This is a genomic window from Brucella pseudintermedia (genome assembly GCF_008932435.1).
Classification (GTDB): Bacteria; Pseudomonadota; Alphaproteobacteria; order Rhizobiales; family Rhizobiaceae; genus Brucella; species Brucella pseudintermedia.
The window spans coordinates 1-17,733 of record NZ_WBWE01000011.1; the positions used below are offsets into that span (position 1 = coordinate 1).

Genomic DNA, 17,733 nt, shown 5'->3' on the forward strand with positions numbered 1-17,733 from the left:
TTTTACGAACGAAAGTTCCTGCCGGGCATGACCCAACCTCTTTGCAGCCGTCAGTGCGGTGTTGCATTCACCCCAATGACAAACGAGGCCGGAACGAAGTTTACCGTTCCGGCCTCAAATGTATAAGCCCGGGAAAACCGGGCTTTTCAGGGAATTATTCCGTAAAGGTCAGATATTGGGCTCGATCTTGCCCTTCCCCTTGGCTCCGCCCTTGTCCTTGGCGGTGAGCCTGTCGATATAGGCGAGGAACAGCGCCGAGAACACGAATGCCAGATGGATGATGGTGAACCACATCAACTGGGCTGACGTATAGCTGGTAGCGTTGAGGAATATCTGCAGCAGGTGGATCGACGAGATCGCAACGATGGTCGAGGCGACCTTGATCTTGAGCGAACCGGCATCGATGGTGCCAAGCCAGTGCACCTCGTCGCCTGCCTGATCGAAGCGGCTGACGAAATTCTCATAGCCCGAAATGATGACCATCACGACGAGGCTCGCAATCAGCGCGGCGTCGATAAGCCCGAGGACTTTCAGGATCGTGTCCGTATCGTTGAGCGCGGTGACTTTCGTGGCAAAATCGAACAGCTTGCCCACGAAGGATACGGCATAGATCGCCAGCGCGATGGCAAGGCCGAGATAGAAGACCACCAGCAGCCAGCGCGACGCCAGAATGATGTTTTCGATCAGGAGTTCAATTCGTTTCATCGATCCGTTACCAGATAATCATGCGGATACCCTCTTAAAAAACATCGCGCTTTTGACAAGCGCGCGAGATTGGGAATGATGTGCAAAAGTAGGATCGCGATGGCCTTCCTGCAATATCAGCCTGCCTGTGTCGCCTGGAGCAATTCCAGCGCAAGCCTCCGCGCCGCGGCGGAAATGTCCGGATTGAAGATCAGCCAGTAGCCCTTGTCGCTCGTCTGCGACACGTCGCAGGCATGAACAAGCTGTCCGCGCTGCACCGCGCCGTCGATCAGCCCCGCCCAGCCGAGCGCCACGCCCTGATCCGCAATCGCTGCCTCGATCACCAGATTATAGGTATTGAAGACCAGCCCGTAATTGCCGTCCTCAATGTCCTCGCCGATAGCATCGAGCCATGACGGCCATGTGAACCAGCGGTCGCCCTGCAACGTATCGAGATGCAGGAGCGAGGCCGCGCCAAGCCGCTTTCCGCCCGGAAAGGGACCATGAGCGGCGAGATAGGCCGGAGAACAGACCGGCACGACCTTTTCGCCGATGAAGGCTGTGGCATCCTTCGGGAAATCCTCGCGTCCGCCGAACAGGATCGAAATGTCCGCGTCACGCCGGTCGAGCGGCTGGAGCATCGATGACGCGGTGATGCGCACGTCCACTTCCGGATGTTTCGGGCGGAACTGCGCGACACGCGGCATCAGCCAGAAGGTAGCAAAGCCGTAGTCGGTCGCGATGCGCAGTCCCGGCGCACGCTGGCGGCGCTTGATCTGCTGCACCGCCTCATCGATTCCATCCAGACCGGTGCGCACTGCATCGTAAAGAATGCGGCCCTCCGGCAAAATTTCGACGCCGCGGGCGCGCCGGGCGAACAGCGCGACGCCCAGACGCTCTTCAATGCGTTTTATCTGATAGCTCACCGCCGGTTGCGTCATGCCGAGTTCACGTGCTGCGAGGGTCAGATTTTCCAATCGTCCCACCGCTTCGAAAACGCCAAGGCTGCCAAGGTCCCAGGATGGAGAAACCATAAAACCGTTCTATAGCTCCGATAAAAAATGAATGGGTTTCTCCTTAGCCTAAATGATGTTTTCCTTAAAGCAGGAATGCGAGACATAACCGATTTTAATTAATCAGAGGGGTCATCACATGCGCTACTTCAAGCTTGCAGCACTGGCGTTCACGGCGCTGGCGGGCCTTTCGGGAACGGCTTCCGCTGCCGATCCCGCGGCCTGCGAAACCATCCGCCTGTCCGATCCGGGCTGGACGGACATTACCTCCACCAACTCCATCGCCAGCGTCTTGCTGGAAGGCCTCGGCTACAAGCCGGACGTGAAGACCATGTCGGTGCCGATCGGCTATGAGGCGATCAAGACGGGCAATCTCGATGTCTTCCTTGGCAACTGGATGCCCGCGCAGCAGAAATTCCGCGACGATCTCGACAAGGCCAAGGCTGCCGAAGTCCTCGTGAAAAACCTTGAAGGGGCGAAGTTCACGCTGGCCGTGCCGGATTATGTGGCGAGCGAAGGCGTGAAGGATTTCACCGATCTTGCCGCCCATGCCGACAAGTTCGGCAAGGAAATCTACGGCATCGAGCCGGGCGCGCCCGCCAACCAGAATATCCAGAAGATCATCGAGGACCAGAAATTCAAGCTCGACGGCTGGAAGCTGGTGGAATCGAGCGAGCAGGCCATGCTCGCGCAGGTGGACCGCAAGAACAAGGACAAGGATTGGGTCGTGTTCCTCGCCTGGGCGCCGCATCCGATGAACACAAAGCTGAACATCGAATATCTGGCAGGCGGCGATGATTATTTCGGCCCGAATTTCGGCGGCGCGGAAGTCTACACGCTTGGCCGCACCGGATGGGCGGCGCAGTGCCCGAACGCCGCGACCTTCTTCAAGAACCTTGTCTTCACCGTCGACATCGAGAACGAGCTGATGGGCAAGATTCTCGACGGCGGCGCGGAGGGCCCCGCAGCGGCGAAGGAATGGCTGAAGGCCCATCCCGACCAGATCGACAAGTGGCTTGCGGGCGTCACCACCTTCAAGGGCGAACCGGGCGCGCAAGCCGTCAAGGCAAGCCTCGGCCTCTGATCCTGACAAGCAAGACGAGCAAGGCGGGCGTTTCGGCGCCCGCCCTTTCGCGTTTCCACCCCTGCCAACGGTTCCGCAACATGAAAAAGCCGAATATCCTCATCCTCATGGTCGACCAGCTGAACGGCACGTTCTTCCCAGACGGCCCGGCCGAATTTCTCCACGTTCCACATTTGAGAAAGCTGACCGGACGCTCCACCCGTTTTGCCAATTGCTACACGGCGAGCCCGCTTTGCGCTCCCGCGCGCGCATCGTTCATGTCGGGCCAGTTGCCGTTCCGGACCGGCGTCTACGACAATGCGGCGGAGTTTTCGTCGGAAATCCCCACCTATGCGCATCACCTGCGCAATGCTGGCTACCAGACGGCGCTTTCCGGCAAGATGCATTTCGTCGGGCCAGACCAGCTTCACGGCTTTGAACAGCGGCTCACCACCGACATCTACCCGGCGGATTTCGGCTGGACGCCGGATTATCGCAAGCCCGGCGAGCGCATCGACTGGTGGTATCACAATTTGGGGTCCATCACCGGAGCAGGTTCCGCCGAAATCACCAACCAGCTCGAATATGACGATGAGGTGGCCTATCAGGCCGAAGCGAAGCTCTATGATCTGGCGCGCGGTCACGACCAGCGGCCATGGTGCCTGACGGTCAGCTTCACCCATCCGCATGATCCCTATGTGGCGCGCAAGCGCTTCTTCGATCTCTATGCGGACATTCCCGAACTCGACCCGAAAATCGGGCCGTTGCCAGAAGGCGGGATCGACCCGCATACCGAGCGCCTGCTGCGGGCCTGCAAGGCGGAGGACTACGATCTCACCCGCGAACAGGTTCGCGCAGCGCGGCAGGCCTATTTCGCCAATATTTCCTATGTGGACGAGAAGATCGGCGCGCTGCTTGACGTGATCGAACGCTGCGGCATGGCGGATGACACGATTGTCGTCTTCACCTCCGACCATGGCGACATGCTCGGCGAGCGCGGCCTCTGGTTCAAGATGAGCTTCTACGAGGGTTCCGCCCGCGTCCCGTTGATGATTGCCGCGCCGCAATTGAAGGCTGGCCGCGTCGATGCCCCCGTTTCGACGCTCGACGTTCTGCCGACGCTGGCAGACCTTGCTGGCATCCATCTCAAGGGCATCATGCCATGGACCGACGGGGTTTCGCTGACGGGCGTTGCTTCGGGTTCCGCCGAACGCGGCGCGGTGCCGGTCGAATATGCCGCCGAAGGCACGGTCGCGCCGATGGTTTCGCTGCGCGATGGCGACTGGAAGCTCAACATCTGCCGCGCAGACCCGCCGCAACTGTTCAACCTTGCCGACGATCCTGACGAGTTGCGCAATCTGGCGGAAGACCCGGCATTCAATGCGGTTCTGGATGCGCTGCTGGACAAGGCTGAAAAGCGCTGGAATCTGGACCGCTACGATGCCGATGTCCGCGCCAGCCAGGCGCGCCGCCACGTCGTCTATCCGGCGCTGCGTAACGGCGCCTATTATCCATGGGATTACCAGCCGCTGCAAAAGGCGTCCGAGCGCTATATGCGCAACCATATGGACCTGAACGTGCTGGAAGAAAACCAGCGCTTTCCGCGCTGAGTGAGAAAGCGGGGCCGCCCGGCCCCGCTTGCTCAAACCCTTACTGTTCCGAGAACTCCAGAACCGTGCCGCTGGCATTTTCCGGCAGCACGGCGATGCCTGCCGGTGTCTTGGCGTAGGAAACGCCGTTGGCATCAAGCAGGCCGCGCACCTTGTCGAGCGATGCAACACGGATGCGCAGGGCGGCGAAAGCCTTGCCCGGCGTCTGGCCAAAATTCACTCCGGGATAGAGTGTGGCGGCTTTTTCCTGGCTCACGACCCATATGTCAGCCGAACGCGGGCCGGTCGAAACCTTCCAGCCGCCATCCTGTGCCTCGGCCTTTCCATCGGCGAACAGGCGGGCAAACCCCTTGGCGGCTGTTTCCGGACTGGATGAAATGGCAATGATCGCGGAAAGTCCATTCGCGCCATTTGCATGTTCGATCAGTTCCGGCAGCCAGACTGTCTCGCGGGTCTTGTGCTGGCACATGAACACCATGCCTTGCGGCACTTCGCGATCCGCGAAGGAAACGGTTTCAAAGGCCGCGACACCCTCGCCGCCATTCGGCAGTTCCACGGGGCGCTGAAACGCGCCGACCTCTCCTGTCTCGATGCCGAGCGCGCCCAGTTCCGCCTTGGCGTCTCGCGCATTGTCGATCCGGCAGGCAATGGCGTGCAGCCCCTCGCCCTGCGCCGCCAGCTTCTCGCGCTGGTGCAGATTGCCCGGCGTCTCGGCAACAATGCCCAGCAGCTCGAAATAATCCTCCGGAAACATGATCGTGTAATTGCCGGTGCCTTTTTCCTTGCTGTGCAGCCCGCGCGGGCTCAGCGTGAACCCGAAACGGCGATATTGCGCGGCACTTTTTTCCAGGTCCCCGACCAGCAGAAAAATATGATCGACGCCCTTGACCGGATGAGACATGCAAGACTTCCTTTTCAATTTCATCGCCGCCGCCCGTTTACCCGTCATTTTCCGGGAAACCGGCCCGTCGCCGACCTTCATCGGAAAAATACACATTTATCGGCGCGAAACCGCTGATATATTTTTCTAATTTTATGTCTCATATTAGTTTATCTTGACAATATCGCTGCGCATTCTAGCATACCAGTGCTTGTATAGAATAAAGACCTTCTGAAGCCGCTTTTCGAGCAATTTCAGGGGCTTGAACAATATTGGGACGTGCGGGAAAAGAGGCTTGAAAGCCCTCCCTCAACGTCCTTCAGGGGAACAGAGAATGCATATCAGAAAAGCTGGCCTTGGCCTGTTTGTTGCGGCGTTTTCGCTTGCGGCGGCGTCTTCCCACGCCGAAGAAGTGAAGCGCGGCGGCACTGTCATTGTCCATATGAACACCGAGCAGGGTGTGCTCAACCCTGCGCTGCGCGCCTCCACCGGCGTCTACCAGATCACCGGCCGCATCATGGAGCCGCTGATTGACCGCACCTATGAGGGCTACGTGCCGGTTCTGGCGACAAGCTGGTCATCTTCGGAAGACGGCAAGGCCATCACCTTCAAGTTGCGCGAGAATGTGCGCTGGCATGACGGCCAGCCCTTCACCTGCGATGACGTTTCGTACAGCGCGATGAACCTCTGGAAGAAGCTGCTCAACTATTCGACCACGCTTCAGGCCAATCTGGAAGCCGTCGACTGCACCGATCCGCACACCGCCGTGTTCCGCTATTCCAAGCCGATGCCGCTGGAACTGCTCGTCGCCGCCATGCCCGACCTCGGCCATCCGGTGCCGAAGCATCTTTATGAAGGCACCGACATCCTCAAGAACAAGTATAACGCAGCGCCGGTTGGCACCGGGCCGTTCAAGTTCGTCGAATATGAGCGCGGCCAGCACATCATCGCCGAACGTAACGACGATTACTGGCGCGGCAAGGAATATCCTTATCTCGACCGCATCATCTGGCGCTTCATGCCGGACAAGGCCGCTGCCGCCGCAGCGCTTGAAGCCGGCGAAATGATGGAAACCGCCTTCAACGGCATTTCCATGTCGGACACTGAACGCCTTCAGAAGGATGGCCGCTTCGATACCGGCACCAAGGGTTTTGAAAACAACGTCGCTCACTCGACAATCGAGTTCAACCTGCGCAACCCGATCCTTGCCAATCTGAAGGTGCGTCAGGCGATCTACCACGCGCTCGACATCGACTTCGCGATCAAGACGATCATGCGCGGCTACGCCAAGCCGGGTCGCGGCCCGATCCCGAGCGCCGGCGGCGCCAACTATACGGATCAGGTTCAGACTTACCCGTATGATATTGAAAAGGCAAAGAAGCTGCTCGATGAAGCCGGCTATCCGGTCAAGGAAAACGGCATCCGCTTCAAGCTGCGCCATCGTCCGGCCCCGTGGGGTGAATATACGCAGCTCTGGGCTGAATATTATGCGCAGGCGATGAAGGAAGTCGGCATCGACGTCGAAATCCTGACCAACGACGCGCCGGGTTTCCTCAACGGCGTCTATCGCGACCACGACTTCGACACGGCAAGCGGCTGGCACCAGTTCCGCTCCGATCCGGCTGTCTCCACGACCGTCTGGCTGCGCTCCGGCGCTCCTGTCGGCACGGCATGGTCGAACCAGTTTGGCTACAAGTCTGACGAGATGGACAAGCTCATTGATCAGGCCGCTTCCGAGCTCGATCCGGCCAAGCGCGCCGATCTCTATCACCAGATCCAGCAGCTTGAGATGAAGGACCTGCCGGTCATCTTCGCCATCGAGCATCCATTCGTCGGCGTGACCAACAAGGTGTTGAAGAACCATCACAATACGCCGCGATGGGATTCTTCGAGCTGGTACGACCTCTGGATCGACCAATAAGCCAGACACAGCCGCTGCCGGTCATCCGGCGGCGGCTCACTTCTTGCGTGAATGCTGAAATGAATATCTTGCTGGATAATCCGCAATGCCCCTGCCCCCGATCCTGACTTTTGCGCTGCGGCGCATCCTGCAGGCGATACCCGTCATTCTCCTGATCATGATCGGGTCGTTCCTGCTGATCAAGCTTGCCCCCGGCGATACGGTGGACGCGCTTGTCGGCGACATGGGCGGCGCAGACCCGCAATTCGTCGCCAATCTGCGCACCGAATATGGCCTCGACCAGCCGGTCTGGGTGCAGTTGTGGATTTACATGACGAAGCTGGCGCAGTTCGATTTCGGCTGGTCCTATGTCTACGAGCAGCCGGTGCTGGACGTGCTGATGGCGCGCCTCGTGCCGACGCTGCTGCTGATGGTTTCCTCGCTTTCGGTGGCGTTCATTTTCGGCATCGCGCTCGGCGCTTTCGCGGCGCGGCGCGCCTATTCGCTGACCGACAATGCGATTTCCACGCTTGGCCTTGTCTTCTACGCCATGCCGAGCTTCTTCCTCAGCCTCATTTTGATGTTCATCTTTTCGGTCAAGCTCGGCTGGCTGCCGGTCGGCGGCTACAAGACGCTTGGCGGGTTTTATACCGGCTGGAAAAATGTCTGGGATATTGCCGTCCATCTCGTCATGCCGACGACGGCGCTTTCGCTCATCTATCTCGCCTTCTATATGCGCCTGATGCGCACCAGCGTGCTGGAAGTGGCAGACCTCGATTATGTACGCACCGCGCGCGCCAAGGGCGCCAGCGGCGCAAGGCTGATGTTCCACCACATCATGCGCAACGCCTTCCTGCCGGTCGTCACGCTGCTCGGCCTGCAATTTTCCACCGTGCTTGGCGGCTCGGTCGTGATCGAGACGATCTTCTCGCTGCCCGGCCTCGGCCAGCTTGCCTACACTTCCGTGATCAAGCGCGATCTCAACACGCTGATGGGGATCATCTTCCTGTGCTCGGTACTGGTGGTGATCGTGAATTTCATCACCGATCTCATCTATGCGCGGCTTGATTCCAGGATCGAACTGTCATGACTTCCCAGGACCTCTCCCTCACCCGCCCGCAGGTCTCGCGCACGAAAATTCTGTGGCAGCGCTTCAGCCGCAACCGCGCCGCAGTGCTGGGCCTCATCCTTTTCATTGCCGTGGTGCTGATCGCGCTTTTGGCCGATGTCATCACCCCCGGCGACCCGCTGCGCCGCGCTGGCGATCCGCTCGTCTGGCCGTTCCTCAATGCGGCAACGCCGCTCGGCACCGACCAGCTTGGTCGCGATATCATGGCGGGCATCTTCCATGGCGCGCGCATCTCGCTTCTGATCGGGGTCGTCGCCACGCTGATCTCGATCGTCATCGGCATCATTATCGGCGCGCTTGCCGGATATTACGGCGGCTGGGTGGATGATGTGCTTATGCGCATCACCGAAGCCTTCCAGACCGTGCCAAGCTTCGTGCTGCTTCTGACATTGGTGGCGATCTTTGGCTCTTCCATCGAAAACATCATCATCTGCATCGGCATTGTTTCATGGACTGCGCCTGCCCGCATGGTGCGTGCCGAGTTTCTGGCTCTGCGCAAGCGCGAATTCATCGACGCCGCGCGCAATCTGGGCGTCGGCAATGTCTCGATCATCTTCCGCGAGATCCTGCCGAATGCCCTGCCGCCGGTGATCGTCTTCGCATCCGTGGTGATGGCAACCTCTATCCTGATGGAAAGCGCGCTCGCCTTCCTCGGCCTTGGCGACCCGAACTATGCGAGCTGGGGCAACATGATCGGCCAGGGCCGCGCCGTGCTGCGCACCGACTGGTTCTGCTCGGTCATTCCCGGCATCGCCATTCTGCTCACCGTCCTGTCCTTCAGCCTGCTCGGCGAGGGCCTGAACGACGCGCTTAATCCGAGGCAGAAGAAATAATGACCGCCGCACCCGTTCTTGAAATTAAAAACCTGCAAATCGCGCTGCCGAAAGGCGCCGACCGGCCTTATGCCTTGCAAGACCTTTCACTCACCATCAATCCCGGCGAGATCGTCTGCCTCGTCGGTGAAAGCGGCTCCGGCAAGTCGCTTTCGGCAGGCGCTATCATGCGCCTTCTGCCGGAACCGCAAGTGCGCGTGACCAATGGCGTAATCCGCCTTGAAGGCACCGATCTTTATTCGCTCAGCGAAGCCGATATGAAGAAGCTGCGCGGCGACCGCATCGGCATGATCTTTCAGGAGCCGATGACTGCGCTCAACCCGCAAAAGACGGTTGGCTGGCAGATCGATGAAGTGCTGCGCCTGCACACGAAGCTTGGCCGCAAGGAGCGCCGCGCCGCTGTGCTCGACATGCTGGCAGAGGTGAAAATCCCCGACCCGGAATCCGCCTATAACGCCTATCCGCACCAGATTTCCGGCGGGCAGCGCCAGCGTGTCATGATCGCCATGGCGCTGATCCTGAAACCGCGCCTCATCATCGCCGACGAACCGACCACCGCGCTCGACGTGACCACGCAGGCGCAAATCCTCAAGCTGATCCGCGACCTGCAACGCGAACACAATACCGGCATCCTGTTCATCACGCATGATTTTGGCGTGGTGGCGGAAATCGCCGACCGTGTGGCCGTGTTGCGGCTTGGCGAACTGGTCGAAGAGGGTCCGGCAGACACGGTGTTGAACCATCCGCAGCACCCTTACACAAGGGCGCTGATCGCCTCGGTTCCAGCCCTCACGCCGCCCGAACCGAAACCAGCGGGTGACGCGCAGCCGATCATCCTCAAGGCGAGCGCATTGCGCAAAACCTTCAAGGCGCGTGGCGGCTTGCTTACCGGCAAACGCAGCGCCGTGCCCGCCGTGAAGGACCTTTCCTTCGAGCTGCGTCAGGGCGAAACGCTGGGCGTCGTTGGCGAAAGCGGCTCGGGCAAGACGACCGTTTCGCGCATCGTGACGCGACTGCTGGAAGCCGATAGCGGCACAGTCGATGTGAATGGCCGCGATTTTCTGAGCGCCAGCCCGCGCCAAGTGCGCGCCATGCGCAAGGATATCCAGATGGTCTTTCAAGACCCTATGGCCTCGCTCAATCCGCGCCGTCGCGTCGTGGACCTGATCGCACAGGGGCCAATCGTCCATGGCGTGCCGAAGGATGAGGCCCACGCGAAGGCACGTGAATTGCTGGAACTGGTCGAGCTTTCGCCTGCCGCCGCCGACCGTTTCCCGCATGAGTTCTCGGGCGGGCAGCGCCAGCGTATCGGCATCGCCCGCGCACTGGCGCTTGAGCCGCGCATCATCGTGGCCGACGAACCGGTCTCCGCGCTCGACGTTTCGGTGCAGGCGCAAGTGCTGCGGCTTCTGGCCGATTTGCGCGAAAGGCTGAACCTGTCGCTGCTTTTCGTAACGCACGATCTGCGCGTCGCAGCCCAGCTTTGCGACCGCGTCATCGTCATGTCGAAGGGCGAGATCGCGGAAACGGGGCCAACGGCGCAAGTCTTCGCCAACCCGCAACATGAATATACACAGCGCCTGCTCGCCTCCATCCCCGGCAAGAGCTGGACGCCCCCCCGTTTTGAAAATGCGTGAAGCCATGCAGAAGATAGAATTTCCACCCTCCATCTGGGCCGCAACCGCACCCGAACGCATACCCGCCCCCGCGCTCACGAAAGACGCGGAAGCCGATATTGTCATTGTCGGCGGCGGCTTTACCGGGCTTTCGGCGGCACTCCATCTGGCAAAGCGCGGCAAGCGCGTCATCCTGCTGGAAGGCAAAGCGGTCGGTTGGGGCGCATCTGGGCGCAATAATGGCCAGGTGATCCCGACCATGACCGCCGCCGAACCGGACGCCATTGCCAAACGTTATGGTGCTTCGGGCGAGCGTTTTGCCCGATTGATCGGCAACAGCGCCGACATATTGTTTTCCATCGTGCGCGATGAAAACATCGAGGCCGAGGCTGAGCAGAACGGCTGGTTCCAGCCTGCCCATTCGCCGGGTCGGGTGAAGCTGTCGCAAAGTCGCGTGGAAGCGTGGAAGCGCTTCGGCTTCCCGGCGGAGTTTCTCGACCGCACGGCAACATCGCAGCTATTGGGCAGCGATTTCTGGTATGGCGGCATGTTCAACCCGACCGGCGGTCATATCAATCCGCTGGCTTTCGCGCGCGGGCTTGCCGCCGCTGCCGAACGCCACGGCGCGATCATCCACGAGCAAAGCCCGGTCATCTCCTATGCTCAAGCGGGCGACCATTGGGAAGTCAAGACCGCCAGCGCCACAGTGCGCGCCAAGGGCTTTCTGCTTGCCACCAACGCCTATACAGGCGAACTGCGCGAAGGGCTTGCCCCGCGCCTCGCCCGCACCATTGTGCCGGTGCTCTCATGGCAGATGGCAACCGCCCCCGTCAGCGACAATCTGCGCGCAACGATCTTGCCCGGCAGGCAAGCGGTTTCCGACACACGCGGCGACCTGCGCTTCTTCCGCTACGATGCCCGCAACCGGCTGATTACCGGCGGCGTGGTGATGGGCGATTTCAACGTGGCCGAGCGCGTCAGGCGCAAGACAGCGCGCAACATGGCGGAAGCCTTTCCAGCGCTGGGCGAACCGGAAATCACCCATGTGTGGAGCGGTTATATCGGCATGACATGGGATCGTTTCCCGCGTGTCCATCAACTCAGCGCCAATGGCTGGGCTTGGATCGGCTGCAACGGTCGCGGCGTTGCGCTTGGCACATCGCTTGGCCGGGAATTTGCCCGCGCGCTCGACGGCGAGCCGGTGCAGGAACTTGCCCTTCCCGTCTCGGAACCGGCACCGCTGCCTTTCCACAAGGTCGCCCGAAAAATCGCACCGTTCTATCTCGCATGGCTTCGGCGCAAGGATCTTACCGAGCCAAATCTCTAACGCATCTCATTGAATGTTCATGTGAAAGGTCAGGTCCATGAATCAAATGTCAATTCTCGAACGCCGCCGCATCGAGGCGCTGGTTCTCAAGAATGTCTACGAAGTTATTCGCGAGCGCTCCGGCGAGGAGGAAGCGCAAGCCGCAATCGGCGAAGCCGTCAGCCGCTCGGCCATCGAACAGGGCAAGAGCTTTGCCGACGAGCTTGGCCGCACCCCGACCATACAGGATTTTGCCGATATCCAGCCGCTGTGGACCAAGGAAAACGCGCTGGAAATCGACGTGATTTCGCAGGGCGAGGATCATTTCGATTTCAACGTGACGCGCTGCCGCTATTCGGAAATGTACCGCGAGATGGGCCTTGGCCATATCGGCCACTTGCTGTCGTGCAATCGAGACGGCGACTTCTGCATCGGCTACAACCCCGACATGAAGCTGGAGCGCACGCAGACCATCATGAAGGGCGCAAGCCACTGCGATTTCCGCTACCGCCTCGAAACGAACGACAAGAAAGACGAGGAAGCCTGACATGCCGGTTGAAAACTGGACTTCAAACCAGATTGAAGAACTGGTCGCATTCCGCCGCGACCTGCACCAGAACCCGGAACTGCTCTATGATGTCAGCCGCACCGCCGAAAAGGTGGCCGAGGCGTTGCGTGCTGCTGGCGTCGATGAAGTGGTGACCGGCATCGGGCGCACCGGCGTCGTCGGCGTCATTCGCGGCCAGTCCAACCGTTCGGGCCGGGCCATCGGCCTGCGCGCCGATATGGACGCCCTGCCGATCCTCGAGGAAACCGGCGCGGAATGGTCATCGAAAGTGCCGGGCAAGATGCATGCCTGCGGACATGACGGCCATACGACCATGCTTCTGGGCGCTGCCCGCGAACTGGCGCAAAGCCGCGCTTTCGACGGCACGGTTATCGTGATCTTCCAGCCTGCCGAAGAAGGCGGCGCAGGCGCCAAGGCGATGATTGACGACGGTTTGTTCAAGCGCTGGCCGGTCAACGAAGTCTACGGCATGCACAACCGCCCGAACCTTGCCGTCGGGCATTTCACCATCAATTCCGGTCCGATCATGGGATCGGTCGATGTGCTGGACATCACCATTGAAGGCGTTGGCGGACATGCGGCCTCGCCGCACCATACCATCGACCCCATTCCGGTAACGGCGGCGCTCATTCAGGCGATCCAGACACTGACGGCACGCACTATCGATCCGCTGGATTCCGCCGTGATTTCGATCACCACCATTCAGGGCGGCGATGCGTTCAACGTTATTCCGCAGAAAATCCGCTTGACCGGCACGGTGCGCACGCTGCGCGAGGAAGTGCGCGACCATATCGAGGAGAAGCTCACCCGCGCCGTGCAGGGCATTGCCGATGCTTTCGGAGCCAAGGCGACGCTCGACTACCAGCGCAATTATCCGGTGACCGTCAATCATGAGCGGGAAACCGAGCTTGCGGCGATTGCCGCCGAAGCCGTTGCAGGCGCGGAGCGCGTCACGCGGGACATGCCCGCAACGCTTGGCGGCGAGGATTTTGCTTTCATGCTCAATGAGGTTCCGGGCGCGATGATCAACATCGGCAACGGCCCGAGCGCCAATCTGCACCATCCGAAATATGACTTTAACGATGATGTGATCGCCTGGGGCTGCTCCTACTGGACAACCCTCGTGCGGCATCGCCTGCCAATCAGCAACTGAGCGAACCCCGCCTCTACCGGCGAAATTTGGGTTATGAATGGGCGGTCCGCTGGACCGCCCTTTTTCGTCTTTGCGCACAAAGCTGAGATATCAAGTCTAAAACCCCTAGTTTATCCAAGATATCCATAATATAAGGCGCTCCCGATAAGCCATCGCGTCATTTCCGATGGGACGGACAACGCATCCCGGACATTGTGAAACGGCTTTCCATCTGGACACGTGTTTCGGCAAAAAGTTGGAACGGAAATCCATGAATATCGAGTCTGCCTTAAGCGACAGCGCCAATATTTTTGACCTCGCGCCAATCTCCCTGTGGCTTGAGGACTATAGCGGCCTGCGCAGGCAGTTCGAGGAATGGCGCGCGCAGGGCGTTACCGATCTGGGGGCCTTTTTGCACGAAGATACGAGCCGGCTGCGAATCTGCACCAGCCATATCCGGGTGCTGAAGGTCAATCGCAAGACGCTTTCGCTTTTCGAGGCCGATAGCGTCGACCATCTGGTCACCAATCTGGAACGCGTGTTCCGCGACGACATGCTGGACCCGCATATCGACGAGATGGTGCAGCTGTGGAATGGCGGCAATGCCTTTTCGAGCGATACCATCAACTATACGCTCAACGGCAAACGGCTCGACATTCAGTTGAAGGGTGTTGTGCTGCCTGGCTATGAGCACACCTGGGAGCGCGTCCTGCTTTCCATCGAGGACGTGACCGCGCGCGAAAATGCCCGTCGCGAGCAGGACCGCCACAAGCGTCATGCGCAGGGGCTTTTCGAGCATTCGCCGGTTTCCCTCTGGGTCGAGGATTTCAGCCGCATCAAGCAGTTGATGGATGATGTGCGCCAGCGCGGTATTGTCGATTTTCGCGTATTCACCGACGTGCATCCGGAATTCGTGCGCCAGTGCATGAGCGAAATCCGCGTGCTCGAAATCAATTCCGAAACGCTTGCCCTCTTTCTCGCGCCCGACAAGAAAACCCTGCTGCAAAACCTGCCGCATATCTTTAAGGATGAGATGGAAGTATCGTTCCGCGAGCAGCTGATCGACTTGTGGAACGGCGTTCTGTTCCAGCGCCGCGAAGTGGTCAATTATGCGCTCGACGGCACCGAGCGGCATGTGTTGCTGCAATTCTCGGTCCTGCCGGGGCATGAGCAGGACTGGTCGCTGGTGCAGGTCGCCCTCACCGACATCACTGCCCGCAAGAAGGCGGAAGCCTATCTGGAATATCTCGGCAAGCACGATGTGCTGACGAAGCTGCACAATCGCGCCTTTTATGTCGATGAGCTAAACCGGCTCGAGCGCAAGGGCCATACGCCGATTTCTATCATCATCATCGATCTCAATGGCCTCAAGGCCGCCAATGATCAATGGGGCCATGCCACGGGTGACGGATTGCTGCGGCGCCTGGGCGAAGTGCTGAATGAGGCTGTGAAGCAGCCGGGCCATGCGGCCCGCATCGGCGGTGACGAGTTCGCCGTCGTACTGCCCTATGTGGACGAGCGCGGCGCCGAAGCGATGGTCGAGGATATTCAGCGGCTGGTGGATATCAACAACCAGTATTATTCGCAGCTCAAGCTCAATCTTTCCATCGGCACCGCCACGAGCCTACCCGGCGAAAAGCTGGAAACCGTCGCCAAGCGCGCCGACCTGCTAATGTATGAAAACAAACGCCAGCAATATACGGGCCGCACGATCTAGTCGTCGAACTTGATGACGGTCTTGCCGCGCGTCAGATCGGTCACGAGCCGCGCAATATCATCCTGCACGGCAATGGGCATCGCACCCGTTATCTCGACGCCGGTGCCGGTGAAGTTTTCCTGCGCAATAGCGAGATTTTCGACAGCGGTGAGACGCGCCTTTAAAAGCGCATGGTCGGAAAAATCGCAGGCGAAATGGAAGCCGACCAGCGGGATGACCTCGGTCTTTTCGGCCTGTCGCAGACAGGTCGCGGCAGTACCGCCATATGCGCGCATCAAGCCGCCGCTGCCAAGCAGGATGCCGCCGAACCAGCGCGTAACCACAACCACGATGTTGTCGAGCTGCTGGCCGTCGATGGCTTGCAGGATCGGCTTGCCCGCCGTGCCGCTCGGCTCGCCATCGTCGCTGAACCGATAGTTTTGCCCCATGCGCCACGCCCAGCAATTATGGTTGGCGGCAAGGTCCGAATGCTCGCTCAAGAAATCCTTCGCCGCCTGTTCGTTCGCAACCGGCGCGGCAATGGCCAGAAACCGGCTCTTCTTGATCTCCTGGCTGAAGGTTTCGACGCGGCTGATCGTGAACATGGCAATCCCGAAAACAATAACGTTTGCGCCCTAACATTTTCCATTGAGGATGACGACCCCTTCCGACTTTCTATCCGGGCGCTAAGATGCTGACGCATCACGCCGGGAAATGCTCAATCGCCGCACGGGCTTGACCAAAACTCGATGAGCCAAACTCATTGAGTTTTGGTATTTCCCGCCATTGCGCCCACCGATTATAGGGTATAAGGCAATTGAAAAATGAGCCCTTCTTTTTGGGCTCGGTTCTTGCATACCCAGATGAAAGGTCCCGCCGATGTTCGATTTGATCGTGAGAAACGCCAATCTCCCCGACGGTCGCGAAAAGCAGGACATTCTGGTCAAGGACGGCAAGATTGCCGATATTGTGCCCTCCACGGGCGAGCATCAGGCGGCACAGGAAATCGATGCAACCGACCGGCTCGTAACCCCGCCTTTCGTCGACCCGCATTTCCACATGGACGCGACCCTGTCGCTCGGCCTGCCGCGCCTCAACCGCTCCGGCACGCTTCTGGAGGGCATCGCGCTGTGGGGTGAACTGAAGCCGATGCTGACCGTCGAAGCCATGGTCGAGCGCGCCCTGCGCTATTGCGATCTGGCCGTCAGCCAGGGCCTGCTGGCAATCCGCAGCCATGTCGATGTCAGCGACCCGCGCCTTCTCACCGCGGAAGCGATGATCGAAGTGCGCGAGAAGGTGAAGCCTTATATCGACCTGCAACTGGTCGCCTTCCCGCAGGACGGCTATTACCGTTCGCCGGGTGCGGTCGATCTCGTCAACCGCTCGCTCGACATGGGTCTCGATGTCGTCGGCGGCATTCCGCATTTTGAACGCACCATGGCTGATGGCGCGGCCTCGCTGGAAGCGCTCTGCCGCATCGCCGCCGAGCGCGGCCTGCCGGTCGATATTCATTGCGACGAAAGCGACGACCCGATGTCGCGCCATGTCGAAACGCTGGCCGCCGAGACCATGCGCTTCGGGCTACAAGGCCGCGTTTCCGGCTCGCATCTCACCTCCATGCACTCCATGGATAATTATTACGTCTCGAAACTCATTCCGCTGATCGCGGAAGCGAAGATGAACGCAATCCCCAACCCGCTCATCAACATCACGCTGCAAGGCCGCGCCGACACCTATCCGAAACGCCGCGGCATGACACGCGTGCCGGAACTGATGGCGGCGGGCATCAATGTTGCTTTCGGCCACGACTGCGTGATGGACCCGTGGTATTCGATGGGTTCCGGCGACATGCTGGAAGTGGGACACATGGCAATCCATGTCGCGCAGATGACGTCCATCGAAGGCAAGCGGCAGGTTTTCGACGCGCTGACCGTCAACTCGGCCAAGGCGCTCGGCCTCGAAGGCTATGGTCTCGCCAAGGGCTGCAATGCGGACTTCGTGGTGTTGCAGGCACGCGACCCCATCGAAGCGCTGCGCCTCAAGGCAAACCGCCTCAAGGTCGTGAAGCGCGGCAAGGTGATCGCCGAAACCCCGCAGCGCGTCAGCACGCTCAATCTCGAAGGCCGTCCGGCATCGGTTGACGGGGCTGATTACGCGCCGATCGGCCAGCTTTAGAGCCGGTTTCTGTTTTTACTGAATCACCGGAACCGCTCTAACTATTTGTTTTGTCGCATTTTCCAACGCAAAACCGTTTCACAGTTTTGCTGGAAATGCTCCAGAATCTTCTTGAATTCAAGGCGGTT

15 protein-coding genes are annotated in these 17,733 nt (G+C 59.8%); 11 read left to right on the forward strand and 4 right to left on the reverse strand.

Annotated features, from left to right (window positions below):
* Nucleotides 1-168 precede the first annotated feature (168 nt).
* A complete protein-coding gene (locus F9K78_RS14600; protein ID WP_121985204.1) occupies nucleotides 169-705 on the reverse strand; it encodes a TIGR00645 family protein in 537 nt (178 codons plus the stop codon).
* A 116-nt stretch (nucleotides 706-821) separates the two neighbouring features.
* Nucleotides 822-1,718 (reverse strand): LysR substrate-binding domain-containing protein, encoded by an 897-nt coding sequence (locus F9K78_RS14605; protein WP_121985205.1) that lies wholly within the window; start codon nucleotides 1,716-1,718, stop codon nucleotides 822-824.
* Nucleotides 1,719-1,836: 118 nt separating this feature from the next.
* Here F9K78_RS14605 and choX point away from each other — a divergent pair, with 118 nt between their 5' ends.
* Together choX and betC are read left to right on the forward strand one after the other, a co-directional pair.
* Entirely contained in the window at nucleotides 1,837-2,781 is a 945-nt protein-coding gene (gene choX / locus F9K78_RS14610; protein ID WP_121985206.1) for a choline ABC transporter substrate-binding protein, read from the forward strand.
* A gap of 80 nt (nucleotides 2,782-2,861) precedes the next feature.
* Nucleotides 2,862-4,370, forward strand: coding sequence for a choline-sulfatase (gene betC / locus F9K78_RS14615; protein ID WP_121985207.1), 1,509 nt, complete (start codon nucleotides 2,862-2,864; stop codon nucleotides 4,368-4,370).
* Between the two features lie 40 nt (nucleotides 4,371-4,410).
* Here betC and F9K78_RS14620 read toward each other — a convergent pair whose 3' ends face one another.
* Complete coding sequence (locus F9K78_RS14620) at nucleotides 4,411-5,271, reverse strand: VOC family protein (RefSeq protein WP_121985208.1); 861 nt, start codon at nucleotides 5,269-5,271, stop codon at nucleotides 4,411-4,413.
* A 313-nt stretch (nucleotides 5,272-5,584) separates the two neighbouring features.
* Between F9K78_RS14620 and F9K78_RS14625 the strand changes: the two genes are divergently transcribed.
* The 8 genes from F9K78_RS14625 (at nucleotide 5,585) to F9K78_RS14660 (ending at nucleotide 15,451) form a co-directional block, all read left to right on the forward strand.
* A complete protein-coding gene (locus F9K78_RS14625) occupies nucleotides 5,585-7,171 on the forward strand; it encodes an ABC transporter substrate-binding protein (RefSeq protein ID WP_121985209.1) in 1,587 nt (528 codons plus the stop codon).
* An 85-nt stretch (nucleotides 7,172-7,256) separates the two neighbouring features.
* Nucleotides 7,257-8,240 (forward strand): ABC transporter permease, encoded by a 984-nt coding sequence (locus F9K78_RS14630; protein WP_121985210.1) that lies wholly within the window; start codon nucleotides 7,257-7,259, stop codon nucleotides 8,238-8,240.
* Nucleotides 8,237-9,112, forward strand: coding sequence for an ABC transporter permease (locus F9K78_RS14635; RefSeq protein WP_121985211.1), 876 nt, complete (start codon nucleotides 8,237-8,239; stop codon nucleotides 9,110-9,112). Before F9K78_RS14630 ends, F9K78_RS14635 begins: the two co-directional genes overlap by 4 nt.
* Nucleotides 9,112-10,749, forward strand: coding sequence for an ABC transporter ATP-binding protein (locus F9K78_RS14640; protein ID WP_121985212.1), 1,638 nt, complete (start codon nucleotides 9,112-9,114; stop codon nucleotides 10,747-10,749). Before F9K78_RS14635 ends, F9K78_RS14640 begins: the two co-directional genes overlap by 1 nt.
* Nucleotides 10,750-10,753: 4 nt before the next feature.
* A complete protein-coding gene (locus tag F9K78_RS14645; protein ID WP_121985250.1) occupies nucleotides 10,754-12,055 on the forward strand; it encodes an NAD(P)/FAD-dependent oxidoreductase in 1,302 nt (433 codons plus the stop codon).
* A 37-nt stretch (nucleotides 12,056-12,092) separates the two neighbouring features.
* Nucleotides 12,093-12,581 carry an L-2-amino-thiazoline-4-carboxylic acid hydrolase gene (locus F9K78_RS14650; RefSeq protein WP_121983648.1) on the forward strand — a complete coding sequence of 163 codons (489 nt, stop codon included), beginning with the start codon at nucleotides 12,093-12,095 and terminating at the stop codon, nucleotides 12,579-12,581.
* 1 nt (nucleotide 12,582) lies between these two features.
* Complete coding sequence (locus F9K78_RS14655; RefSeq protein ID WP_121985213.1) at nucleotides 12,583-13,755, forward strand: M20 aminoacylase family protein; 1,173 nt, start codon at nucleotides 12,583-12,585, stop codon at nucleotides 13,753-13,755.
* A 250-nt stretch (nucleotides 13,756-14,005) separates the two neighbouring features.
* Nucleotides 14,006-15,451, forward strand: coding sequence for a sensor domain-containing diguanylate cyclase (locus F9K78_RS14660; protein ID WP_121985214.1), 1,446 nt, complete (start codon nucleotides 14,006-14,008; stop codon nucleotides 15,449-15,451).
* On the opposite strand, the gene F9K78_RS14665 is transcribed toward F9K78_RS14660, so the two are convergent.
* Nucleotides 15,448-16,035, reverse strand: a complete 588-nt coding sequence (locus tag F9K78_RS14665) for an IMPACT family protein (RefSeq protein WP_121985215.1) — start codon at nucleotides 16,033-16,035, stop codon at nucleotides 15,448-15,450. The two genes, F9K78_RS14660 and F9K78_RS14665, sit on opposite strands and share 4 nt — an antisense overlap.
* A 274-nt stretch (nucleotides 16,036-16,309) precedes the next feature.
* Between F9K78_RS14665 and F9K78_RS14670 the strand changes: the two genes are divergently transcribed.
* Nucleotides 16,310-17,605, forward strand: coding sequence for an amidohydrolase family protein (locus F9K78_RS14670; RefSeq protein WP_121985216.1), 1,296 nt, complete (start codon nucleotides 16,310-16,312; stop codon nucleotides 17,603-17,605).
* Nucleotides 17,606-17,733 lie beyond the last annotated feature (128 nt).